The following is a 17,540-nucleotide window of genomic DNA, read 5'->3' as shown; positions in this document are numbered from 1 at the left end:
GTATTCCTCACTTTGCTGCTAGTCGAATTCGCCATGCACTGATCCAAACCAATGTCACACCAAGCAAGTGAGCGCCGACCAATAACTCGGGCAGACCCTGGTAGTACTGAAGAAACCCTATGGCTCCTTGCAGGAGACTGATTATTCCAAATATTGCAATTCTTCTGCGGAGAAAGGGCGAACTGCCCGTCGCAAAATAGAAGATGATTGTGACGAGCAGGAGCGCGATCGCGAGATCACCGTGAATTCGTGCGATTGTTTCCAGGCGAATATGAAAACGCGGAGCAGAATAATCTCCCGCATTCGGTCCGCTTCCCGTCACAATGGTTCCGACGATCACGACCAACGCAGAAAGTATTAGGTGGGCTGGTGCGAGAATTGGGAACTTCTTGGTTGCCCGCGGAAGCCCAGAAGGCGTCGATTTCCGCCTTTCGTACAAGGAGGTACATGCGGCGATCAAAATAATGGAGAGCATGAAGTGCGAAGCCACTGCGATTGGATTGAGATGCGTTAAGACCGTGATTCCCCCGAGGGGAATTTGAGCCAAAATTCCCACCACTTGACCAATCGCTAGCGCTTTAATGTCGTGACGCTTGAGAAGGATGACTGCGATCATCGATATGAGCGCCACGAGAAGGAGAGCGAAGGTGAGAAGCCGGTTCCCGAATTCGATCCAGACGTGGAGTTGGCCCTGCGGTTGGTGAGGAACCGGCGTGTATGAAAGATCGGTGCACTTTGGCCAGGTTGGACAGCCAAGGCCTGAGCCGGTGATCCGAACTGCGCCACCCGTCACGATCAATCCAGATTGGAGGACTAGGAGGAGCCCTAAGAGTCGGGAGAGCCGGCGGGAGAGAAGGGCTTCTAAGCGACTTCTCACGCGGACAAAGCGACTTCTCATGCGGGTAGCCTAGGACGTTGGCGCGGCGGAATTGAGCACCGCCTTGGGTGTGCGGTGTGGCGCCCGCCACTAGCGCTCAATCGGGCTTGAACTGGCAGAAAAGCAAGAATTACGACACACTTATGTTGTGAAAAAGACCGGTTTCGAGGAGGGTGCTCCGGAAGATGCGCGCACCCGGGATCTGGTTGCGCGCTCTATCCTGGAAAATGGGCCGACCAGTGCGGTTATTTTAGCCAAACGGCTGGGTTTTACTCCCGCTGGTATCCGTCGCCACCTAGATGCACTGGTTTCCGAGGGACTTTTAGAGGCGCGCGAACCACACGTTCTCGTGCGCCGAGGGCGAGGGCGTCCATCGAAGGTTTTCGTTATGACGGATGGGGGCCGGGAGAAGTTTGAACACTCGTATGACGATCTGGCTGTCTCTGCTCTCAAGTTTCTGGCTTTGCGGGTGGGGGAGGAGTCTCTCATGGACTTCGCTCAGTCGCGCGCGGCAGATATCGAACGCGCTCTGATTCCAGTAATTAAGAAAGCAAAAAACTCGCGCCAACGAATTGATGCGCTCGCAAATTTTCTCACTGCAGAAGGTTACGCCGCAAATGTTTTACCACGTGCACAGGGGGAAGAACTTTGCCAACATCACTGTCCAATTGCGCATGTGGCAGCAGAGTTTCCACAACTGTGTGAGGCCGAGACGCAAGCATTTTCACGCTTACTTGGGACGCACGTCCAACGCCTCGCCACCATCGCCCACGGTGATGGTGTCTGCACTACTTACATTCCAGAGATTTCACATCCGCAACATGCATCTATAGGAGGAAACCGATGAGCATCGCGCATCCAGAGCTAGAAGGCTTGGGAAGATATGAGTACGGCTGGTCGGATAAGGATGATGCGGGTACAAACTCGCGCAGAGGCATTAACGAAGAAGTCGTGCGCGATATTTCAAGTAAGAAATCCGAACCAGAGTGGATGCTCGAGATGCGACTCAAGGGACTGACTCTCTTTGAGAAAAAGCCCATGCCAACCTGGGGATCAGACCTTTCAGGAATTTTCTTTGACACGATCAAATACTTCGTACGCTCAACGGAGAAGCAAGCAACTACGTGGGATGATTTGCCCGATGAGATCAAAAATACTTACGATCGTCTAGGTATTCCTGAAGCAGAGAAGCAGCGGTTGGTCTCAGGAGTTGCAGCACAATACGAGTCAGAAGTTGTGTATCACTCAATCCGAGAAGATCTTGAAAAGCAGGGTGTCCTCTTTCTCGACACGGACACGGCACTGAAAAAACACCCGGATCTCTTTAGAGAGTATTTCGGCACCGTTATCCCGGTTGGAGATAATAAGTTTGCTGCGCTCAATACTTCGGTTTGGTCGGGTGGCTCGTTTATCTATGTGCCCAAGGGTGTCCACGTGGATATTCCGTTACAGGCGTATTTCAGAATCAACACGGAGAACATGGGCCAGTTTGAAAGGACGCTCATCATTGCTGATGAGGATTCCTACATTCACTATGTTGAAGGTTGCACTGCTCCGATCTACTCCTCTGACTCACTTCACTCTGCAGTCGTCGAAATCATTGTCAAGAAGGGCGCCCGCGTCCGTTACACAACGATTCAAAACTGGTCTAACAACGTCTACAACTTGGTGACCAAGCGCGCCACGTGTGCAGAAGGTGCGACCATGGAATGGATCGATGGAAATATCGGCTCCAAGGTGACGATGAAGTACCCAGCGGTATTTCTTTTGGGGCCTCACTCAAAGGGAGAGACGCTGTCGATTGCCTTTGCCGGCGAAGGCCAGCACCAAGATGCCGGCGCGAAGATGGTTCATGCTGCTCCGTATACGTCCTCAACGATCATTTCAAAATCTGTAGCTCGTGGTGGGGGACGAACTTCTTACCGTGGGCTCGTGCAGATTCAAGAGGGCGCGCATCATTCAAAGAGCACGGTGAAATGTGATGCTCTGCTCGTCGACACAATTTCTCGTTCAGATACTTACCCGTACGTGGATATTCGCGAAGACGATGTCTCCATGGGTCATGAAGCGACTGTTTCAAAGATCAGCGATGATCAACTCTTTTATCTAATGTCGCGCGGCCTGGCAGAAGATGAAGCAATGGCAATGATCGTGCGCGGCTTCATCGAGCCAATCGCTCGCGAACTTCCAATGGAGTACGCCCTCGAACTCAATCGTCTGATCGAACTCCAGATGGAAGGTGCTGTCGGCTAATGTCTGTCCTGACTACAAATTATTTAACTCCAACTGGACGCGAAGAGGCGTGGAGATTTACTCCGCTGAAACGTTTAGCGGGAATGCATGATGGCACCTGCACGGTGAATAACCGGAAGTCCCTGGCGCTCTCGGGGGTTGCCCCAGCAGGAGTAAGAGTCTCCAGAATTTCGCGCGAATTGATCGCTCCTGCATCTCACTCAGATGACGTGATCGTTGCGCGAGTTCATGCTGAAAGTGAAGATGTCTTCGTTGTAGATATCGCGCCGAATACAGAAGTTAGCGAAGTAATTCATTTGAATCGCTCATTCAGCGGATTGGATGGAGCCGAACTCTCGCGAGTTCAGATTTCTATCGGCGCTCATTCGCAAGCGACCATCATCGTTGAAAATAGCGTGTCAGCAATCCTGGCTGAAGATGTTGAAATCTTGCTCGCACCAGGTTCGAATCTGACCTTCATCACTTTGCAAGAGTGGGGCGAAGAATCAGTACACGCAGCTCGACATCATGCGATTATCGACCGAGATGCCACTTTCAAATCGATTACGGTCACTGTTGGTGGTTCGTTAGTTCGGATACTCCCAACTGTTGAATTCGCGGCACCGGGAGCTTCTGCCAATCTCTCAGGAGTTTATTTTGCTACTGCGGGACAACACTTAGAGCATCGCATTCATATTGAGCATGGAGTCCCTAAGGCGAAATCGCGCGTTAACTTCAAAGGGGCGCTTGCGGGCGACAAGGCGCATACCGTCTGGATTGGTGATGTCTTTATCGGAGCCGCTGCAGAAGGCACGGACACATACGAACTCAATCGCAACTTGCTGCTGAGTGATGGAGCCCGGGCCGACTCGGTTCCCAATCTGGAAATCGAGACAGGTGAGATTGTCGGAGCGGGTCATGCCAGCACCACCGGTCGCTTTGATGACGAGCAGCTCTTTTACTTAATGAGCAGAGGCATACCGATGGATGAGGCTCGTCGCCTTGTCGTGCGTGGATTCTTCTCGGATGTGATCTCTCAGATCCATGACGAAATGATCGAAGAACGGTTAATGACCCGGATTGATGGCGAACTAGCAAAGGCAGGCCACTAGCAAATGTCTGATTTATTGCTCTCCAATTTAGGAGAGGGAAAACCGGTTCGATTGGAGAAAAACGGCCAATCTATCTGTGTGACAAGAATTGGCAGAGAAGTTTTTGCTATCGACGATACCTGCACACATTCAGATGCATCTCTTTCAGAAGGTGATGTCTCTGGGACGAAGATTGAGTGCTGGTTGCATGGCGCTGAATTTGATCTCCGCACGGGCAAGGCGCTGACTCTTCCCGCAGTTGAAAGCGTGAAGACTTACGAAGTGCAGATCGTCGACGACTCCGTCACCATTGAAATTTAACGAATACGCAAACCGAAAGAGGAGAAAATGAGCACACTGGAGATCCGCGGACTGGAAGTTTCGGTAATCACGGAAAAGGGCGCTATTGAAATTTTGAAGGGCGTCGATCTGACAATTCGATCGGGTGAAACTCACGCCATCATGGGACCGAACGGGTCGGGCAAGTCCACCCTTGCATATTCCATTGCCGGTCATCCCAAATACACAGTCACTGGTGGCACCGTCACTCTTGATGGTGCGAATGTGCTGGCTATGAAGGTTGATGAACGCGCCAAGGCCGGTCTCTTTTTAGCGATGCAGTATCCGGTTGAAGTTCCAGGAGTTTCCGTTTCAAACTTCCTCCGTACGGCAGCTACCGCTCTTCGAGGAGAAGCTCCCAAGTTGCGTACCTGGGTCGGTGAGGTGAAGGCCGCCATGAACGCCCTCAATATGGATCCCGCCTTCTCTGAGCGGAACGTGAATGAGGGATTCTCCGGTGGCGAGAAGAAGCGTCACGAAATCATGCAGTTGGAATTGCTGCGGCCAAAGATTGCCATCCTTGATGAGACTGATTCGGGGCTCGATGTAGATGCACTTCGCATCGTCTCCGAAGGTGTTAATCGGGCGAAGGAAGCCAACAACCTGGGAGTCCTTCTCATCACCCACTACACCCGCATTTTGCGCTACATCAAGCCAGATTTCGTTCACGTCTTTGCCAATGGCCACATCGTTGAAGAAGGCGGACCCGAACTGGCAGATAAGTTGGAAGAGAACGGATATGCAGAGTACGTCGTTAGCTAAATGACCTCTCTTACAACTATGACTCTCAACGGCGTTCTGATCCGCAAAGATTTTCCCATCTTCGAGCGGTTGATCCGCGGGGACAAGCGGCTGATCTATTTAGATAGTGGCGCCACTAGTCAAAAACCGCTAGAGGTAATTCAAGCTGAATCAAATTTCTATCGCAGAAATAACGCAGCGGTACACCGAGGTGCTCATCAGCTGGCCGAAGAGGCAACCGATGCCTATGAAGGTGCCCGTTCCATCGTCGCCAAATTCCTAGGTGCAGATGTTGATGAGATTATTTTTACAAAGAGCGCTACGGAGAGTCTGAATCTTCTCGCATATTCCTTCGGTAATGCAGATAAGAGCAATCGCTTTCACCTTACGAGCAATGATCGAATTGTTGTCACTGAGATGGAACATCACGCGAATCTGATCCCTTGGCAAGAATTGGCTAAACGTACAGGTGCCGAACTCGCCTGGTTCAATGTGGACGCGAATGGACGGTTGGATCTTTCAAATATTGAGTCCGTTATAACTGCGAACACCAAGGTGGTTGCCGTTACGCACCAATCAAATGTACTGGGGACGATCAATCCGCTGGATGCAATTGTCGCGCGCGCGCACGATGTAGGTGCAGTTGTTGTTTTGGATGCTTGTCAATCGGTTCCCCACATGAAAGTTGATGTTGTTGCTCTCGGGATTGATTTTCTCGCGTTTTCTGGTCATAAGAGTTTGGGTCCAACTGGCGTCGGCGTTCTCTGGGGCAAAAGCGAATTGCTCGATGAATTGCCTCCATTCCTCTTCGGTGGATCGATGATCGAGTCAGTGACGATGACGGATTCAACCTGGGCATCTGCGCCCCGTAAGTTTGAAGCGGGAGTGCCCAATATGGCCCAGGCGGTCGGTCTTGGAGCGGCGTTGAATTACCTAACCACAATCGGCTTGGAGAAAATTCACGATCACGAAGTTGCTTTAACGAGTCGGTTACTTCGCGGGTTCGAGTCAAACCAGGACGTTCAAATCTTCGGTCCGCGCGATCTGGATATGCGCGGTGGAGTTGTCTCCTTCGCAGTTAAAGATATTCATCCCCATGATGTTGGGCAGTTTCTTGATAGCCAAGGAATCGCGGTGCGGACGGGGCATCATTGTGCCTGGCCCCTGAATCGCAAGTTGGGTGTTAATTCCACAACCCGCGCCTCTGTGTACCTCTATAACGATGCGGCGGATATTGATGCACTGATCGCTGGCGTCTCGAACGCCCAAGAATATTTTGGCAGCCGCTGATGCAACTCGATAGCTTGTATCAAGAGGTAATTCTTGATCATTACAAGAGACCAGAACATAAGGGACTTTCGGCCAATCCTGACGTCCAGGTTCATCATGTCAATCCCAGTTGCGGTGACGAACTCACTCTCAATCTCTCCTTGAAAGATGGTTGCGCTGAAATTTCGTGGGATGGCATGGGATGTTCAATTTCCATGGCGAGCGCATCCATGATGGCCGGACTTTTGAACGGCAAGACCCTCATCGATGCAACTCCGATTTTGGACTCGTTTGTAGCACTTATGCAGAGCAAGGGAACCGAGAAAGGCGATGAGAGCGTTTTGGAAGACGCAGTGGCATTTGCGGGCGTCTCCAAGTACCCAGCCCGAATTAAGTGTGCCCTTTTAGGGTGGATGGCTTTCAAGGACGCAGCAGTGCAAATTCAAGGTAAATAGATCGCTAAAGTAGGCACCTGGAGGAGAGAAGAATGGTCGCAAAGATAGATGATGTGACAGAGGCAATGAAGGATGTTGTCGACCCAGAATTGGGTATCAACGTGGTGGACCTCGGTCTCATCTACGACATCATGGTCGATGAGAGCAATATTGCGATTCTCAACATGACCTTGACCTCTGCTGCCTGTCCCTTACAAGACGTGATTGAAGACCAGACACGCGCTGCTCTTGCGCCATTGACCGAGGATGTTCGGATCAACTGGGTGTGGATGCCGCCCTGGGGACCAGACAAAATTACAGATGACGGACGGGAGCAATTACGCGCTCTGGGCTTTACCGTTTAATTAATGTCCAATCACGCGGCTTGGATGTCTTTTCGGTCGATGCTGGCAGATCCATCCGTTAAGAACCAGAAATTAAAGCCCGGAACGATCCGTCGGATCGCCTCGTTTGCGAAACCTTACCAATGGCAGATCATTTTCTTTCTCGTAACCGTCGTCATAGATGCCGTACTGGTGATCGCGACTCCGCTTCTTCTCCGCCAACTAATTGATGAGGGAGTGATCCCTCGTAACGGTGCATTGGTCACTCGTCTGGCAATCTTGGTGGGACTCCTTGCGATTGCAGATTCGCTGATGAGCATTGTTGGGCGTTGGTTCTCATCACGTATTGGAGAGGGCTTGATTTATGATCTGCGTTCACTTGTCTTTGCGCATGTACAGCGTCAGTCCATTGCTTTCTTTACCCGTGCGCAAACCGGCGCACTTATTTCGCGCATTAACTCCGATGTCATAGGAGCGCAGCAAGCATTTACTGCAACGCTCTCAGGGGTCGTGAGCAATGTGGTGAGCTTGGTACTCGTACTCGTAACGATGCTTGTTCTCTCCTGGCAGATTACGGCCGTCTCTCTGGTACTTCTCCCTCTTTTTCTGCTTCCAACTAAATGGGTGGGAAAAAAATTGCAAGGTCTTACTCGGCAGTCCTTCCAACTCAATGCCGAGATGTCCAGCACCATGACCGAGCGCTTTAACGTCTCAGGAGCAATGCTGGTTGCTCTTTATGGAGAACCAAAGCGGGAGCATGAGTTTTTCTCGACTAAAGCTCGGCGGGTGGCAGATATAGGAATTTCCATTGCCCTCCTTAATCGACTCTTCTTTGTCGCTCTCACAAGCGTCGCTGCGGTTGCGACAGCCTTTGCCTACGGAATTGGCGGTCACCTCGCTATTTCTGGTGGAGTCACTGTGGGGACGTTGCTGGCGATCACTGCACTTCTCGGACGGCTCTATGGTCCATTGACGGCACTCTCGAATGTCCGTGTCGACGTAATGACCGCACTCGTTTCCTTCGAACGAGTTTTTGAAGTTCTTGATCTCGCCCCCATGGTGCAAAATCGCGTGGATGCTCAGCCACTCCATGAGGGCAAACTTTCAGTTGAATTCAGAGATGTTGATTTCTCCTATCCGCAGGCCCACGAAATATCTCTTGCTTCGTTGGAGTCCGTATCGAAACCAGAGACGGTCCCGAGCGGCCAAATTCTCAAGGGAATTTCTTTCGTGGCGGCACCGGGCACAATGACTGCATTGGTGGGTCCCTCCGGGGCGGGTAAGACAACGATCAGCGCACTCATCCCAAGACTTTATGATGTGACTTCAGGTGCAGTACTCGTTGGCGATGTTGATGTCCGAAGTTTGACTCTTGAAAGTTTGCGCACTTCCATCGGTGTCGTCATGCAAGATGCCCATTTATTTCACGACACGATTGCCGAAAATCTCCGATATGCGAAACCTGATGCGACTCATGAAGAGATGAGAGCCGCATGCGAAGCGGCACGTATCTGGTCTCTCATTGAGAGTCTGCCCAATGGCCTGGATACAATGGTGGGAGAGCGGGGCCATCGACTCTCCGGCGGCGAGAAACAACGCCTGGCAATTGCGCGGTTACTTTTGAAATCACCATCCATCGTCATCCTGGATGAGGCCACCGCACATTTAGATTCTGAGAATGAGTCGATGGTTCATGAAGCCCTGCGTACCGCGCTGCAAGGAAGGACCAGCATTGTGATTGCACACAGGTTGAGCACTGTCATGGAAGCCGATCAGATTCTTGTCTTAGATAATGGTGCGATTGCCGAGCGCGGCACCCACGAAGAGTTGGTGGCATCCAACGGTTTGTATAGTGAGTTATACGCGAGACAGGATTTATCGAGCGCGACGCAAGAGTAATCGTCCATACACGACTAGGCCTGCAAAGAAAATCCACTGCAATGCATAAGCCATATGTGGGCCATCGGAGAGTTCTGGCAGTTCGACGGGCACCTTAGGCGTCATTTCCGGATTGGATGATGAGAGCAGGTCTACATAGAAGGTCTCTGTCTGTACGCGACTACCGCTGCGCGCATTCCATTTCTCAATGAGATTCTCACTTCCAGGCGAGACTGCAAAGAACGAACCTTGCGGAAGGGAGCGATCCAATCTAATTCTTCCAGTTATTGTCACTGGAGTAGTAACTGTCGGCGGAAGTTCTGGTGTGACGGTTGCAGATTTCCCGGGTGCGATCCAACCGCGGTCGACCCAGAATGATCGATCTCTGGTGTCGGTAAAGAGAGTTAACAAATCAAACCCATACGCCCCTTGCGAATATCTATTGCGCAGCAGGATTTGGTGAGTCGGATCAAAAACGCCGATCACTTCGACCTGGCGCCATTCTGCTGAAGTAATCTCTCTTTCGACTTGGTCGAGAGTCGTCGCAGGCAGGATGGACTGGGATGCAATCAGTGCATTTCGCTGATGGCGCGCAACTCCCCGCTCATACTGCCATTGGCTGGCCCAGAGACAGAGCCCAATGAGAGCAAGGGCGATGAGGGTTGAAAGAAAGGCATGGGACTCTTTCCCACGCTTTTCAGGTGATGCTTTTAGTTGAGTCATCAATAACAGCAGATCCAGGTGCGATCGTCTCCCTACCGGCGTTGGCCATGACCACCGCTACATAGGGCAGGATCAATGCCCCGCCTAAAGCGAACCACCGATAGGGGCTGGGGAGAAGGACGGTTGCGATAAAGCAGGCAGTGCGGATCATCATGGAAATGAAATATCGTCGTTGACGGCTCGGCAGATCGCTACTGAGCCCTTTTTGAGCGCTGGTAATGTCGTGAATTTCCTCGCCCATGGCATAACCCTACGCGCCTGCGGCGTGGAAATTCTTACTTACGCCTAGGTAGCCAGTAGGTTTTAGCCATGACTCTTCCGATTGCTCTCATAACCGGTGGGAATCGTGGGATCGGCCTTGCTATCGCCTCCGAGTTGAAGGCTGCCGGTTTTGAAGCCGTGATTACCTACCGCTCCGGAACTCCACCCGCAGGATTTTCGTCAGTTCAGATGGACGTGACCTCGACTCAGAGCGTTGAGGAGGCCTTTACCTGGATTGAAAGAGAGTTGGGCGTGCCCGAGGTGATAGTGGCAAACGCGGGAATCACCAAGGACACCTTGGTGATGCGGATGAGCGATGAAGATTTCATTGACGTCATCGATGCCAACCTCACAGGCGCTTTCAGAGTTGCCCGGCGGGCAACTCGCGGAATGCTCAAGCTCAAGCGGGGTCGCATCATCTTCGTTGGCTCGGTGGTGGGAAGTATCGGATCTGCCGGACAAGTGAACTACGCGGCCAGCAAATCTGGGCTGGTTGGAATGGCGCGTTCGTTTGCGCGCGAACTTGGTAGTCGTGGCATCACCGCAAATGTGGTTGCACCGGGTTTTGTTGAGACGGATATGACCGCAGAACTCGATACTAAACGTCGCGACGAAATTGCAGCATCCATACCTCTGGGCAGATTCTGTTCGGCGCAGGAGATTGCAGGTGTCGTTGCATTTATCGCTTCCGCTAAGGCTTCGTATATAACAGGTGCGGTAATACCAATTGATGGTGGACTAGGAATGGGGCATTGAGATGGGAATTCTGAACGGAAAAAATATATTGGTTACAGGAGTGCTCACTGAGGCTTCCATTGCTTTCCATGTTGCGCGTTTGGCGCAAGAAGAGGGCGCCAATGTCGTTCTGAGTTCTTACGGACGCGTTTTTCGAATTACTGAACGGATCGCTGGTCGACTTCCAAAGCCCGCCCCAGTTATCGAGCTCGATGTCACCAATGATGAAGATCTGGCGGCCCTTGCCAATCGAGTGGGCCAGTACGTTCCCACCCTCGATGGGGTAGTGCATTCGATCGCTTTTGCCCCCGAGGCAGCCCTGGGTGGAAATTTCCTGCACACCGCCTGGCCCGATGTGGCGACGGCCATACATGTGTCGGCTTTCTCGCTTAAATCCTTAACAATGGCCGCCAAACCAATGTTCTCCGGTGGCGCATCTGTGGTAGGGCTGGACTTTGATGCCACGGTGGCCTGGCCAAAATATGACTGGATGGGAGTAGCCAAGGCTGCCCTCGAATCAACGACGCGCTACCTGGCGCGCGACCTTGGTCCGGATAATGTGAGAGTCAATCTGGTGGCCGCTGGCCCGCTGCGGACCATCGCCGCGAAGTCGATCCCGGGGTTTGAGCAGTTTGAGGCGCTCTGGAACCAACGATCAGCGCTCACCTGGGATTTCAATGACCCTGTACCTGCGGCACAGGCGACGGTCGTCCTGCTCTCCGACTGGATGCCCAAGACCACCGGGGAGATCATCCACGTCGACGGCGGCGTTCACGCCATTGGTGGATGATTGGGGCTCGATTTCTTCCTTTGCCCGCTCTCTAGTACCCTTACGCCCAGACCAGTGGATTGTTCACTGCAAGAGGAGTTTCCGCTCCCACCTTCATCGCTTCGGCGAGATGGTACGTCGTGGTCCGTATACGGACACTTCGATCGCGGGCGCTCTCATTGCAGGATATTTCAACTGACAAGCGAGCAACCAAGAAGGAGTAAGTATCAGCACTGAAGCCCGCATCAACGATCGCATTCGCGTACCGCAAGTTCGTCTCATCGGTCCAACCGCTGAACAAATAGGCGTCGTGGATATCGATACCGCATTGCGAATGGCAGATGAAATCGGTCTCGACCTCGTCGAAATCGCCCCAGATGCCAATCCGCCCGTGTGCAAGATCATGGATTTCGGAAAATATAAGTACGAGATCGCACAGAAGGCACGCGAAGCGCGGCAGAACCAGACCCATATCGTGGTCAAAGAGGTTCGGATGCGTCCCAAGATTGAAAGTCACGACTATGAGACCAAGCGGGCTCATATCGAGAAATTCCTTCGCGGTGGCGACAAAGTGAAGATCACTATGCAATTTCGAGGTCGCGAACAGACCAGACCGGAGTTGGGCTACAAACTTTTGCAGAAGCTTGCTCAAGATATTAGCGAATTCGGTTTCGTGGAATTCGCGCCCAAGCAAGAGGGTCGCAATATGACCATGGTGCTGGGGCCGACAAAGCGAAAGACCGAAGCAGTGGCCGAACAGAAGGCAGCTCGCAAAGCGAAAGCCGATGCGAAGGCACAGGAAGTCGAGTAGTAGTTAGTTTTACAGGAGCACGAACGAGAGGATCGCGAATATGCCAAAGATGAAAACGCACAGTGGCGCCAAGAAGACCTTCCGCGTCACTGGATCTGGAAAGATCATGCACGAGCGAGCTGGCAGACGCCACCTTCTTGAGCACAAGTCTTCGCGACTTACCCGTCGCTTGGGCAAAGATGCCACGGCCAATACAACAGTAACTTTTACGGCCAAGCGCATGCTTGGCTTGAAGTAAGGAGCGCGAGTTAAATGGCAAGAGTTAAGCGTGGCGTACATGCCGCAAAGAAACGCCGTACCACTCTGGAGCGCGCCAGCGGATACCGCGGACAGCGTTCACGGCTTTATGCAAAGGCAAAAGAGCAAGTTACTCACTCCATGGTCTATGCGTTCAACGATCGCAAAGACAAGAAAGGTGACTTCCGCCAGTTGTGGATTCAACGAATTAATGCGGCAAGCCGTGCAAATGGTCTGACCTACAACCGTTTCATCCAAGGTTTGAAGGCTGCCGGAGTCGAAGTTGATCGTCGTGTTCTCTCAGAACTCGCAACCAACGAACCAGAGACTTTCAAGACCCTAGTTGAAGTTGCTCGCAAGAGCCTCGTTTAACTTCTATCGCTCCAGCCAATGATTGAGAGCCTTCATTCGCCGCATATCGCGCGAGTGAAGGCTCTTCTTGGTTCGCGGGGTAAAAAGGAGCGGAAAGAATCCGGGCTCTTCCTGGCAGAGGGCATGCAATTTCTGCGCGAAGCATCTGTCACCGGTGCCATACCGCGCATTGAAACCTTGTACCTCACAAGCAGCGCGCGAAGAAAAATAGAAACCGAAGGAATCTCCATTGATCATATCCACATCTTGGATGTGAGTGATGATGTGATGACTGCGATGGGGGAGACGGTTACCCCGCAAGGCGTCATTGGGCTCTGTGAGTTACCTCAGTTATCTTTGGGTCAGCTCGTGTTCGATCCAACTTCGAAGTACATCTACTTGAATGAAATCCAAGATCCGGGAAACGCCGGCACGATTTTAAGAAGCGCAGATGCCACGGGATTCTCTGGAGTTATCACCTCACCAAATAGCGTCGACCTTTTCTCGCCGAAAGTTGTCCGCGCCAGCGCTGGATCACTCTGGCACCTACCGGTTGTAGAGCGAGTCCAGTTTGCCGATCTCCTCCCACTCTGGCCCAATGATTCAATATTTGCACTTGAGGCGAATGCCCAGAGTTCGCTTCTTGAAGTACAGGCGGAAGGACCGTCGTTATGGATTTTCGGAAATGAGGCACGCGGTCTATCAGATTGGGTAGGACATTCTCGCGTCAGAGAAATCTCAATTCCTATGGCTGGAAATGCGGAAAGTCTTAATTTAGCTGCTGCGGCATCTATCGTGATGTTTCATGTGAGTACTGCAAAAAAATCCAATGCGAACGAGACCTAAAAGTAAATGTCCGACGAGTTACCAGGAGCGAACAGTAGACTCAACGCCATGAGTTTGGGGACTTCGGGGACTTCGGGAGACGATCTCAATCTTTGGGTCAGCGCTGCGCTTAGCGCGATTGCTGAAACTACGAATCTCGATGATCTGAAAAGCGCCCGGATTGCGCATGCAGGAGATAAATCACCGATTGCACTGGCTAGCCGATCATTGGGTGGGCTTGCCGCCGATGAACGCGCACGTATGGGCAAACTCATTGGGGAGGCGCGCGGACAAGTCTCTGCGGCAATTGAACAGCAGAAGGAAATTCTCGAGGCGCAGCGCGATGCGCGCGTCTTGCTGGAGGAAGTGGTCGACGTAACCCTTCCCGCAACTAGAGGCCACCGGGGCGCGCTGCATCCCATCACGATATTGAAAAATGAAATCAGTGATTACTTCATTGCGCAAGGGTATGGCGTGGCTGAAGGGCCCGAACTTGAAGCAGAATGGCTTAACTTCGATGCCCTCAATATGCCAGAGGATCACCCAGCACGCTCGATGCAGGATACTTTTTTCGTAGAACCTCTGGATGCGCGGCTAGTTCTGCGAACTCATACTTCACCGGTTCAAATTCGTACCATGTTGGAGAACGATCCACCAATTCACGTCATTTGTCCGGGCCGAACCTTTCGGGCCGATGAATTGGATGCAACCCATACGCCGGTCTTTCATCAAGTCGAAGGACTCGTAGTAGATCGTGGAATTACCATGGCACACCTTAAAGGCACCTTGGATTTGTTCGCCCGAGAGATGTTCGGAGAGGAAGCCTTGACCCGGCTGCGTCCATCGTTCTTCCCCTTCACCGAGCCCAGCGCGGAAGTCGATATCTTCTTTAATGGTCGATGGATTGAATGGGGCGGCTGTGGGATGGTCAATCCCCGGGTACTTGCCGCATGTGGTGTCGATACCAAAGAATTCTCGGGCTTCGCATTTGGAATGGGACTGGAGCGCACCTTGATGGTCCGCCATGGGATTACGGATATGCACGACCTGGTCGAAGGCGATATCCGATTCAGCAGAGCGTTTGGGGTGGGCATTTAATGCGCGTACCACTTTCTTGGATCCGTGAATTTACCGATGTTCCTGAATCTCTTTCCAACGAAGAAATCTCGGATGCCTTCGTCCGTGTCGGTTTTGAAGTTGAGCAAATTTATGTGACTGGCGCTGACATTTCCGGTCCGTTGAAAGTCGGACGCGTTGTAAATGTGGAGACAATTACCGAATTCAAAAAGCCAATCCGTTGGGTAGAACTTGATTGTGGCGAAGACGCCACGCGCTTTGTTATTTGTGGCGCAGATAATTTTGTGGCAGGCGACTTGGTCGTCGTGGCTCTTCCGGGCGCAACCCTTCCCGGCGGTTTTGCGATTTCGCAACGCGAGACTTATGGCAAGACGAGCAATGGAATGATCTGCTCTTCCCGTGAATTGGGACTAAGTGACGAGCATTCTGGAATATTGGTCCTGCCCGCAGGTTCGGCCAGTATCGGAGATGATGCGCTCACACTCTTAGATATTGCCGACGTGGTTTTTGATATCGCGGTTAATCCCGATCGTGGCTACGCACTTTCCATGCGTGGCATGGCTCGTGAAATAGCCGCATCTCTAGGTGTTGGTTATCGTGATCCGGTTTCTTCGATAAATGTGAGCGCATTCCCAATTTCAAAATCAGGCTCAAACGGTGGAGTAGAAGTAGCGATCGACGATCCTACGGGGGCTTCGGTGATCTACATCCGAACTCTCAATAATTTTGATCCGAGCGCGTCTTCACCATTATGGATGAGCCGGCGACTTGAGAAGTGTGGCATGCGCTCTATCTCCTTGGCGGTTGATGTTACAAATTATGTAATGCTCGAACTAGGACAGCCACTCCACGCTTTCGACAGCAAGCGGATCAATGGGTCGTTGCATATTCGCCGGGCAGGTACTCCAATTCAGTTCACCACGTTGGATGGCCAAGAAAGAGTGCTCGCGCCTGAAGATTTACTTGTGGCGGACGATATCCACCCTCTCGCGATTGCCGGAACTATGGGCGGTCTGGATTCGGAAGTCACGCTTTCCACCACGACGTTAGCCATTGAAGCGGCTCGATTTGATCCGATCTCAATTGCCAAGAACTCAAGACAGCATCGGATTTCATCGGAGGCATCGCGACGTTTTGAGCGGGGAGTGGACCCATCCTTGGCCGAATTTGCATCGGCTCGCGCATCACAACTGCTCATTGATTTGGGCGGTGCGGCCCACGTTGCATCACAGAAAGCGGGGGAGCCGCGCTACAGTCCCATCGTTGATTTTGATCCAGCCTACGTCGCCACTTTAACTGGCGCGGAGATTTCGATCGCCGACGTAGAGAAGATGCTCTTAATTGTCGGTTGCGATATCGAAAAATCGAGTGAGAAACTCTGGAAAATTGATCCGCCATCCTGGCGCAGTGATCTTAAAGCCCCTGCCGATCTCGTAGAAGAAGTGGCTCGGATGGTGGGTTATGACACTATTCCATCCGTACTGCCTCCCCCTTCGGTAAGTCCGGGGCTCACTCATATGCAACTTCGCCGCCGCGCAATCTCTCAGTTGATGGCCGATCGCGGTCTGGTTGAGATTCAGACTTATCCGTTTACGTCCGAATCTGTCATGAAATCCCTTGGATTCACAGGAGTGCGCGGGAAGGCATTTCGACTCTCAAATCCAATGTCCGAAGACGCGCCGCTGTTGCGAACCCATTTGATCCCCGGATTGATTGAAGCAGCGCAGCGCAATCTTGGGCGTGGAAATCGTAACTTCGGAATTTTCGAAATCGGATTGATCTTCCAAAATGCTACTGAGTTGGCATCTATCGAAAACCCTTCGACCGAACAGAGGCCCACGAGAGAGCAGATCGATGCAATCTATGCGGGTGTCCCAAACCAGCCACTGCACCTGGGTGGACTTTTGGTTGGACTGGCAGAGAAAGAGGATTGGCGGGGCAAGGGCCGCGCGTACGACTGGACCGATGCGATAGAACTTGCCGGATCAGTTCTCTCTGCATGCAACCTCGAATGGAGCATTGGTAGATCAGATTTCGCGCCTTGGCACCCGGGACGGTGCGCGGAAATTCTTGTTGCTGGGAAAATAGTCGCGCATGCGGGAGAGTTGCATCCGCGAGTTGTCGCCGAATTTGGCTTACCCGCCCGCACCTGCGCCTTCGTGGTAAACCTTTCTGCCCTTCCTGCTCCACACATCACGCGCGCCCCGATGCTTGGTACCTTGCCGGTCGCAGTCCAAGACATTGCCCTGATAGTCGATGAATCAATTCCGAGCGCAGCGGTGGTGGCAGCTCTGGTGAGCGGCGCTGGGCAGATGTTGGAATCGATCGAACTCTTTGACCGATACTCACAAATCGGTGCAGGCAAGGTCTCTCTGGCTTTCACTCTCACCTTTCGAGCCCCTGATCGGACTTTAACTGGCGCCGAAGTCGCGCAGATGCGCGAAGCTGCGGTTGATGCCGCGCGGAATCAACTAGGAGCCGTACTCCGATCCTCCTGAGCGTATAAGTATGCAGAGAATTGCATAATTAGTGAATAGTGCTGTACC

General features: G+C 52.3%; 21 protein-coding genes. 17 read left to right on the top strand and 4 right to left on the bottom strand.

Going from position 1 to position 17,540, the window contains the following annotated elements; genetic code table 11:
• Positions 1–7: 7 nt before the first annotated feature.
• On the bottom strand, positions 8–898 hold the full coding sequence (locus tag VMW30_06010) for a COX15/CtaA family protein (protein HUW87910.1): 891 nt from the start codon (positions 896–898) through the stop codon (positions 8–10).
• A gap of 127 nt (positions 899–1,025) precedes the next feature.
• Between VMW30_06010 and VMW30_06005 the strand changes: the two genes are divergently transcribed.
• Genes VMW30_06005 through VMW30_05965 form a run of 9 tightly spaced genes read left to right on the top strand, consistent with a single transcriptional unit; the run spans position 1,026 to position 9,226 of the window.
• On the top strand, positions 1,026–1,724 hold the full coding sequence (locus VMW30_06005) for a metalloregulator ArsR/SmtB family transcription factor (GenBank protein ID HUW87909.1): 699 nt from the start codon (positions 1,026–1,028) through the stop codon (positions 1,722–1,724).
• Complete coding sequence (gene sufB, locus VMW30_06000) at positions 1,721–3,130, top strand: Fe-S cluster assembly protein SufB (protein HUW87908.1); 1,410 nt, start codon at positions 1,721–1,723, stop codon at positions 3,128–3,130. The genes VMW30_06005 and sufB overlap by 4 nt, the downstream gene beginning before the upstream one ends.
• Positions 3,130–4,221: a Fe-S cluster assembly protein SufD gene (gene sufD, locus VMW30_05995; GenBank protein ID HUW87907.1), complete on the top strand. Its 1,092-nt coding sequence runs from the start codon at positions 3,130–3,132 to the stop codon at positions 4,219–4,221. Before sufB ends, sufD begins: the two co-directional genes overlap by 1 nt.
• Positions 4,222–4,224: 3 nt before the next feature.
• Complete coding sequence (locus tag VMW30_05990) at positions 4,225–4,521, top strand: non-heme iron oxygenase ferredoxin subunit (protein ID HUW87906.1); 297 nt, start codon at positions 4,225–4,227, stop codon at positions 4,519–4,521.
• A 27-nt stretch (positions 4,522–4,548) separates the two neighbouring features.
• Positions 4,549–5,301, top strand: a complete 753-nt coding sequence (sufC, locus tag VMW30_05985) for a Fe-S cluster assembly ATPase SufC (protein ID HUW87905.1) — start codon at positions 4,549–4,551, stop codon at positions 5,299–5,301.
• Complete coding sequence (locus VMW30_05980) at positions 5,302–6,570, top strand: cysteine desulfurase (GenBank protein HUW87904.1); 1,269 nt, start codon at positions 5,302–5,304, stop codon at positions 6,568–6,570.
• The gene (locus VMW30_05975) at positions 6,570–7,004 is read left to right on the top strand and encodes an SUF system NifU family Fe-S cluster assembly protein (protein HUW87903.1); all 435 of its coding nucleotides are present in this window, start codon (positions 6,570–6,572) and stop codon (positions 7,002–7,004) included. The genes VMW30_05980 and VMW30_05975 overlap by 1 nt, the downstream gene beginning before the upstream one ends.
• Before the next feature lie 32 nt (positions 7,005–7,036).
• On the top strand, positions 7,037–7,348 hold the full coding sequence (locus VMW30_05970) for a metal-sulfur cluster assembly factor (GenBank protein HUW87902.1): 312 nt from the start codon (positions 7,037–7,039) through the stop codon (positions 7,346–7,348).
• Positions 7,349–7,351: 3 nt separating this feature from the next.
• Complete coding sequence (locus VMW30_05965) at positions 7,352–9,226, top strand: ABC transporter ATP-binding protein (GenBank protein HUW87901.1); 1,875 nt, start codon at positions 7,352–7,354, stop codon at positions 9,224–9,226.
• On the opposite strand, the gene VMW30_05960 is transcribed toward VMW30_05965, so the two are convergent.
• Positions 9,203–9,928: an SURF1 family protein gene (locus VMW30_05960; protein ID HUW87900.1), complete on the bottom strand. Its 726-nt coding sequence runs from the start codon at positions 9,926–9,928 to the stop codon at positions 9,203–9,205. The genes VMW30_05965 and VMW30_05960 overlap by 24 nt on opposite strands.
• Complete coding sequence (locus VMW30_05955; protein ID HUW87899.1) at positions 9,903–10,169, bottom strand: DUF3099 domain-containing protein; 267 nt, start codon at positions 10,167–10,169, stop codon at positions 9,903–9,905. Before VMW30_05955 ends, VMW30_05960 begins: the two co-directional genes overlap by 26 nt.
• A gap of 68 nt (positions 10,170–10,237) precedes the next feature.
• Between VMW30_05955 and fabG the strand changes: the two genes are divergently transcribed.
• Together fabG and fabI are read left to right on the top strand one after the other, a co-directional pair.
• Positions 10,238–10,945: a 3-oxoacyl-ACP reductase FabG gene (fabG, locus tag VMW30_05950; GenBank protein ID HUW87898.1), complete on the top strand. Its 708-nt coding sequence runs from the start codon at positions 10,238–10,240 to the stop codon at positions 10,943–10,945.
• A 1-nt stretch (position 10,946) separates the two neighbouring features.
• Complete coding sequence (gene fabI / locus VMW30_05945) at positions 10,947–11,714, top strand: enoyl-ACP reductase FabI (GenBank protein ID HUW87897.1); 768 nt, start codon at positions 10,947–10,949, stop codon at positions 11,712–11,714.
• Positions 11,715–11,754: 40 nt separating this feature from the next.
• Here the strand turns inward: fabI and VMW30_05940 are convergent, their stop codons facing one another.
• A complete protein-coding gene (locus VMW30_05940; GenBank protein HUW87896.1) occupies positions 11,755–11,964 on the bottom strand; it encodes a hypothetical protein in 210 nt (69 codons plus the stop codon).
• On the opposite strand from VMW30_05940, the gene infC reads away from it, so the two are divergent.
• The 6 genes from infC to pheT are packed head-to-tail and all read left to right on the top strand — an operon-like array spanning position 11,920 to position 17,492.
• Positions 11,920–12,504 carry a translation initiation factor IF-3 gene (infC, locus tag VMW30_05935; protein HUW87895.1) on the top strand — a complete coding sequence of 195 codons (585 nt, stop codon included), beginning with the start codon at positions 11,920–11,922 and terminating at the stop codon, positions 12,502–12,504. The two genes, VMW30_05940 and infC, sit on opposite strands and share 45 nt — an antisense overlap.
• 40 nt (positions 12,505–12,544) lie before the next feature.
• The gene (rpmI, locus tag VMW30_05930) at positions 12,545–12,742 is read left to right on the top strand and encodes a 50S ribosomal protein L35 (protein HUW87894.1); all 198 of its coding nucleotides are present in this window, start codon (positions 12,545–12,547) and stop codon (positions 12,740–12,742) included.
• Between the two features lie 14 nt (positions 12,743–12,756).
• Positions 12,757–13,113, top strand: coding sequence for a 50S ribosomal protein L20 (gene rplT / locus VMW30_05925; protein HUW87893.1), 357 nt, complete (start codon positions 12,757–12,759; stop codon positions 13,111–13,113).
• Between the two features lie 18 nt (positions 13,114–13,131).
• Positions 13,132–13,938 (top strand): RNA methyltransferase, encoded by an 807-nt coding sequence (locus VMW30_05920; protein HUW87892.1) that lies wholly within the window; start codon positions 13,132–13,134, stop codon positions 13,936–13,938.
• A 48-nt stretch (positions 13,939–13,986) separates the two neighbouring features.
• Positions 13,987–15,015: a phenylalanine--tRNA ligase subunit alpha gene (gene pheS / locus VMW30_05915; protein ID HUW87891.1), complete on the top strand. Its 1,029-nt coding sequence runs from the start codon at positions 13,987–13,989 to the stop codon at positions 15,013–15,015.
• Complete coding sequence (gene pheT / locus VMW30_05910) at positions 15,015–17,492, top strand: phenylalanine--tRNA ligase subunit beta (GenBank protein HUW87890.1); 2,478 nt, start codon at positions 15,015–15,017, stop codon at positions 17,490–17,492. Before pheS ends, pheT begins: the two co-directional genes overlap by 1 nt.
• The last annotated feature ends 48 nt before the right edge of the window (positions 17,493–17,540 follow it).

The sequence above is a fragment of the Candidatus Paceibacterota bacterium genome (assembly GCA_035530615.1).
Lineage (GTDB): Bacteria > Actinomycetota > Actinomycetes > Nanopelagicales > Nanopelagicaceae > QYPT01.
Note: the sequence above shows the minus strand (reverse complement) of the source record. Positions and strands in the feature narration are given on the sequence as shown.

Excerpts from the sequence above, each read along its gene's own strand:
- VMW30_05960 (HUW87900.1), bottom strand. The coding sequence starts at position 9,928 with ATGACTCAACTAAAAGCATCACCTGAAAAGCGTGGGAAAGAGTCCCAT.
- fabG (HUW87898.1), top strand. The coding sequence starts at position 10,238 with ATGACTCTTCCGATTGCTCTCATAACCGGTGGGAATCGTGGGATCGGC.
- VMW30_05980 (HUW87904.1), top strand. The coding sequence starts at position 5,302 with ATGACCTCTCTTACAACTATGACTCTCAACGGCGTTCTGATCCGCAAA.
- VMW30_05955 (HUW87899.1), bottom strand. The coding sequence starts at position 10,169 with ATGGGCGAGGAAATTCACGACATTACCAGCGCTCAAAAAGGGCTCAGT.
- pheT (HUW87890.1), top strand. The coding sequence starts at position 15,015 with ATGCGCGTACCACTTTCTTGGATCCGTGAATTTACCGATGTTCCTGAA.
- sufD (HUW87907.1), top strand. The coding sequence starts at position 3,130 with ATGTCTGTCCTGACTACAAATTATTTAACTCCAACTGGACGCGAAGAG.
- fabI (HUW87897.1), top strand. The coding sequence starts at position 10,947 with ATGGGAATTCTGAACGGAAAAAATATATTGGTTACAGGAGTGCTCACT.
- VMW30_05990 (HUW87906.1), top strand. The coding sequence starts at position 4,225 with ATGTCTGATTTATTGCTCTCCAATTTAGGAGAGGGAAAACCGGTTCGA.
- rpmI (HUW87894.1), top strand. The coding sequence starts at position 12,545 with ATGCCAAAGATGAAAACGCACAGTGGCGCCAAGAAGACCTTCCGCGTC.
- sufC (HUW87905.1), top strand. The coding sequence starts at position 4,549 with ATGAGCACACTGGAGATCCGCGGACTGGAAGTTTCGGTAATCACGGAA.
- pheS (HUW87891.1), top strand. The coding sequence starts at position 13,987 with ATGAGTTTGGGGACTTCGGGGACTTCGGGAGACGATCTCAATCTTTGG.
- VMW30_05975 (HUW87903.1), top strand. The coding sequence starts at position 6,570 with ATGCAACTCGATAGCTTGTATCAAGAGGTAATTCTTGATCATTACAAG.
- rplT (HUW87893.1), top strand. The coding sequence starts at position 12,757 with ATGGCAAGAGTTAAGCGTGGCGTACATGCCGCAAAGAAACGCCGTACC.
- sufB (HUW87908.1), top strand. The coding sequence starts at position 1,721 with ATGAGCATCGCGCATCCAGAGCTAGAAGGCTTGGGAAGATATGAGTAC.
- VMW30_05965 (HUW87901.1), top strand. The coding sequence starts at position 7,352 with ATGTCCAATCACGCGGCTTGGATGTCTTTTCGGTCGATGCTGGCAGAT.
- VMW30_05970 (HUW87902.1), top strand. The coding sequence starts at position 7,037 with ATGGTCGCAAAGATAGATGATGTGACAGAGGCAATGAAGGATGTTGTC.
- VMW30_06010 (HUW87910.1), bottom strand. The coding sequence starts at position 898 with ATGAGAAGTCGCTTTGTCCGCGTGAGAAGTCGCTTAGAAGCCCTTCTC.
- VMW30_05920 (HUW87892.1), top strand. The coding sequence starts at position 13,132 with ATGATTGAGAGCCTTCATTCGCCGCATATCGCGCGAGTGAAGGCTCTT.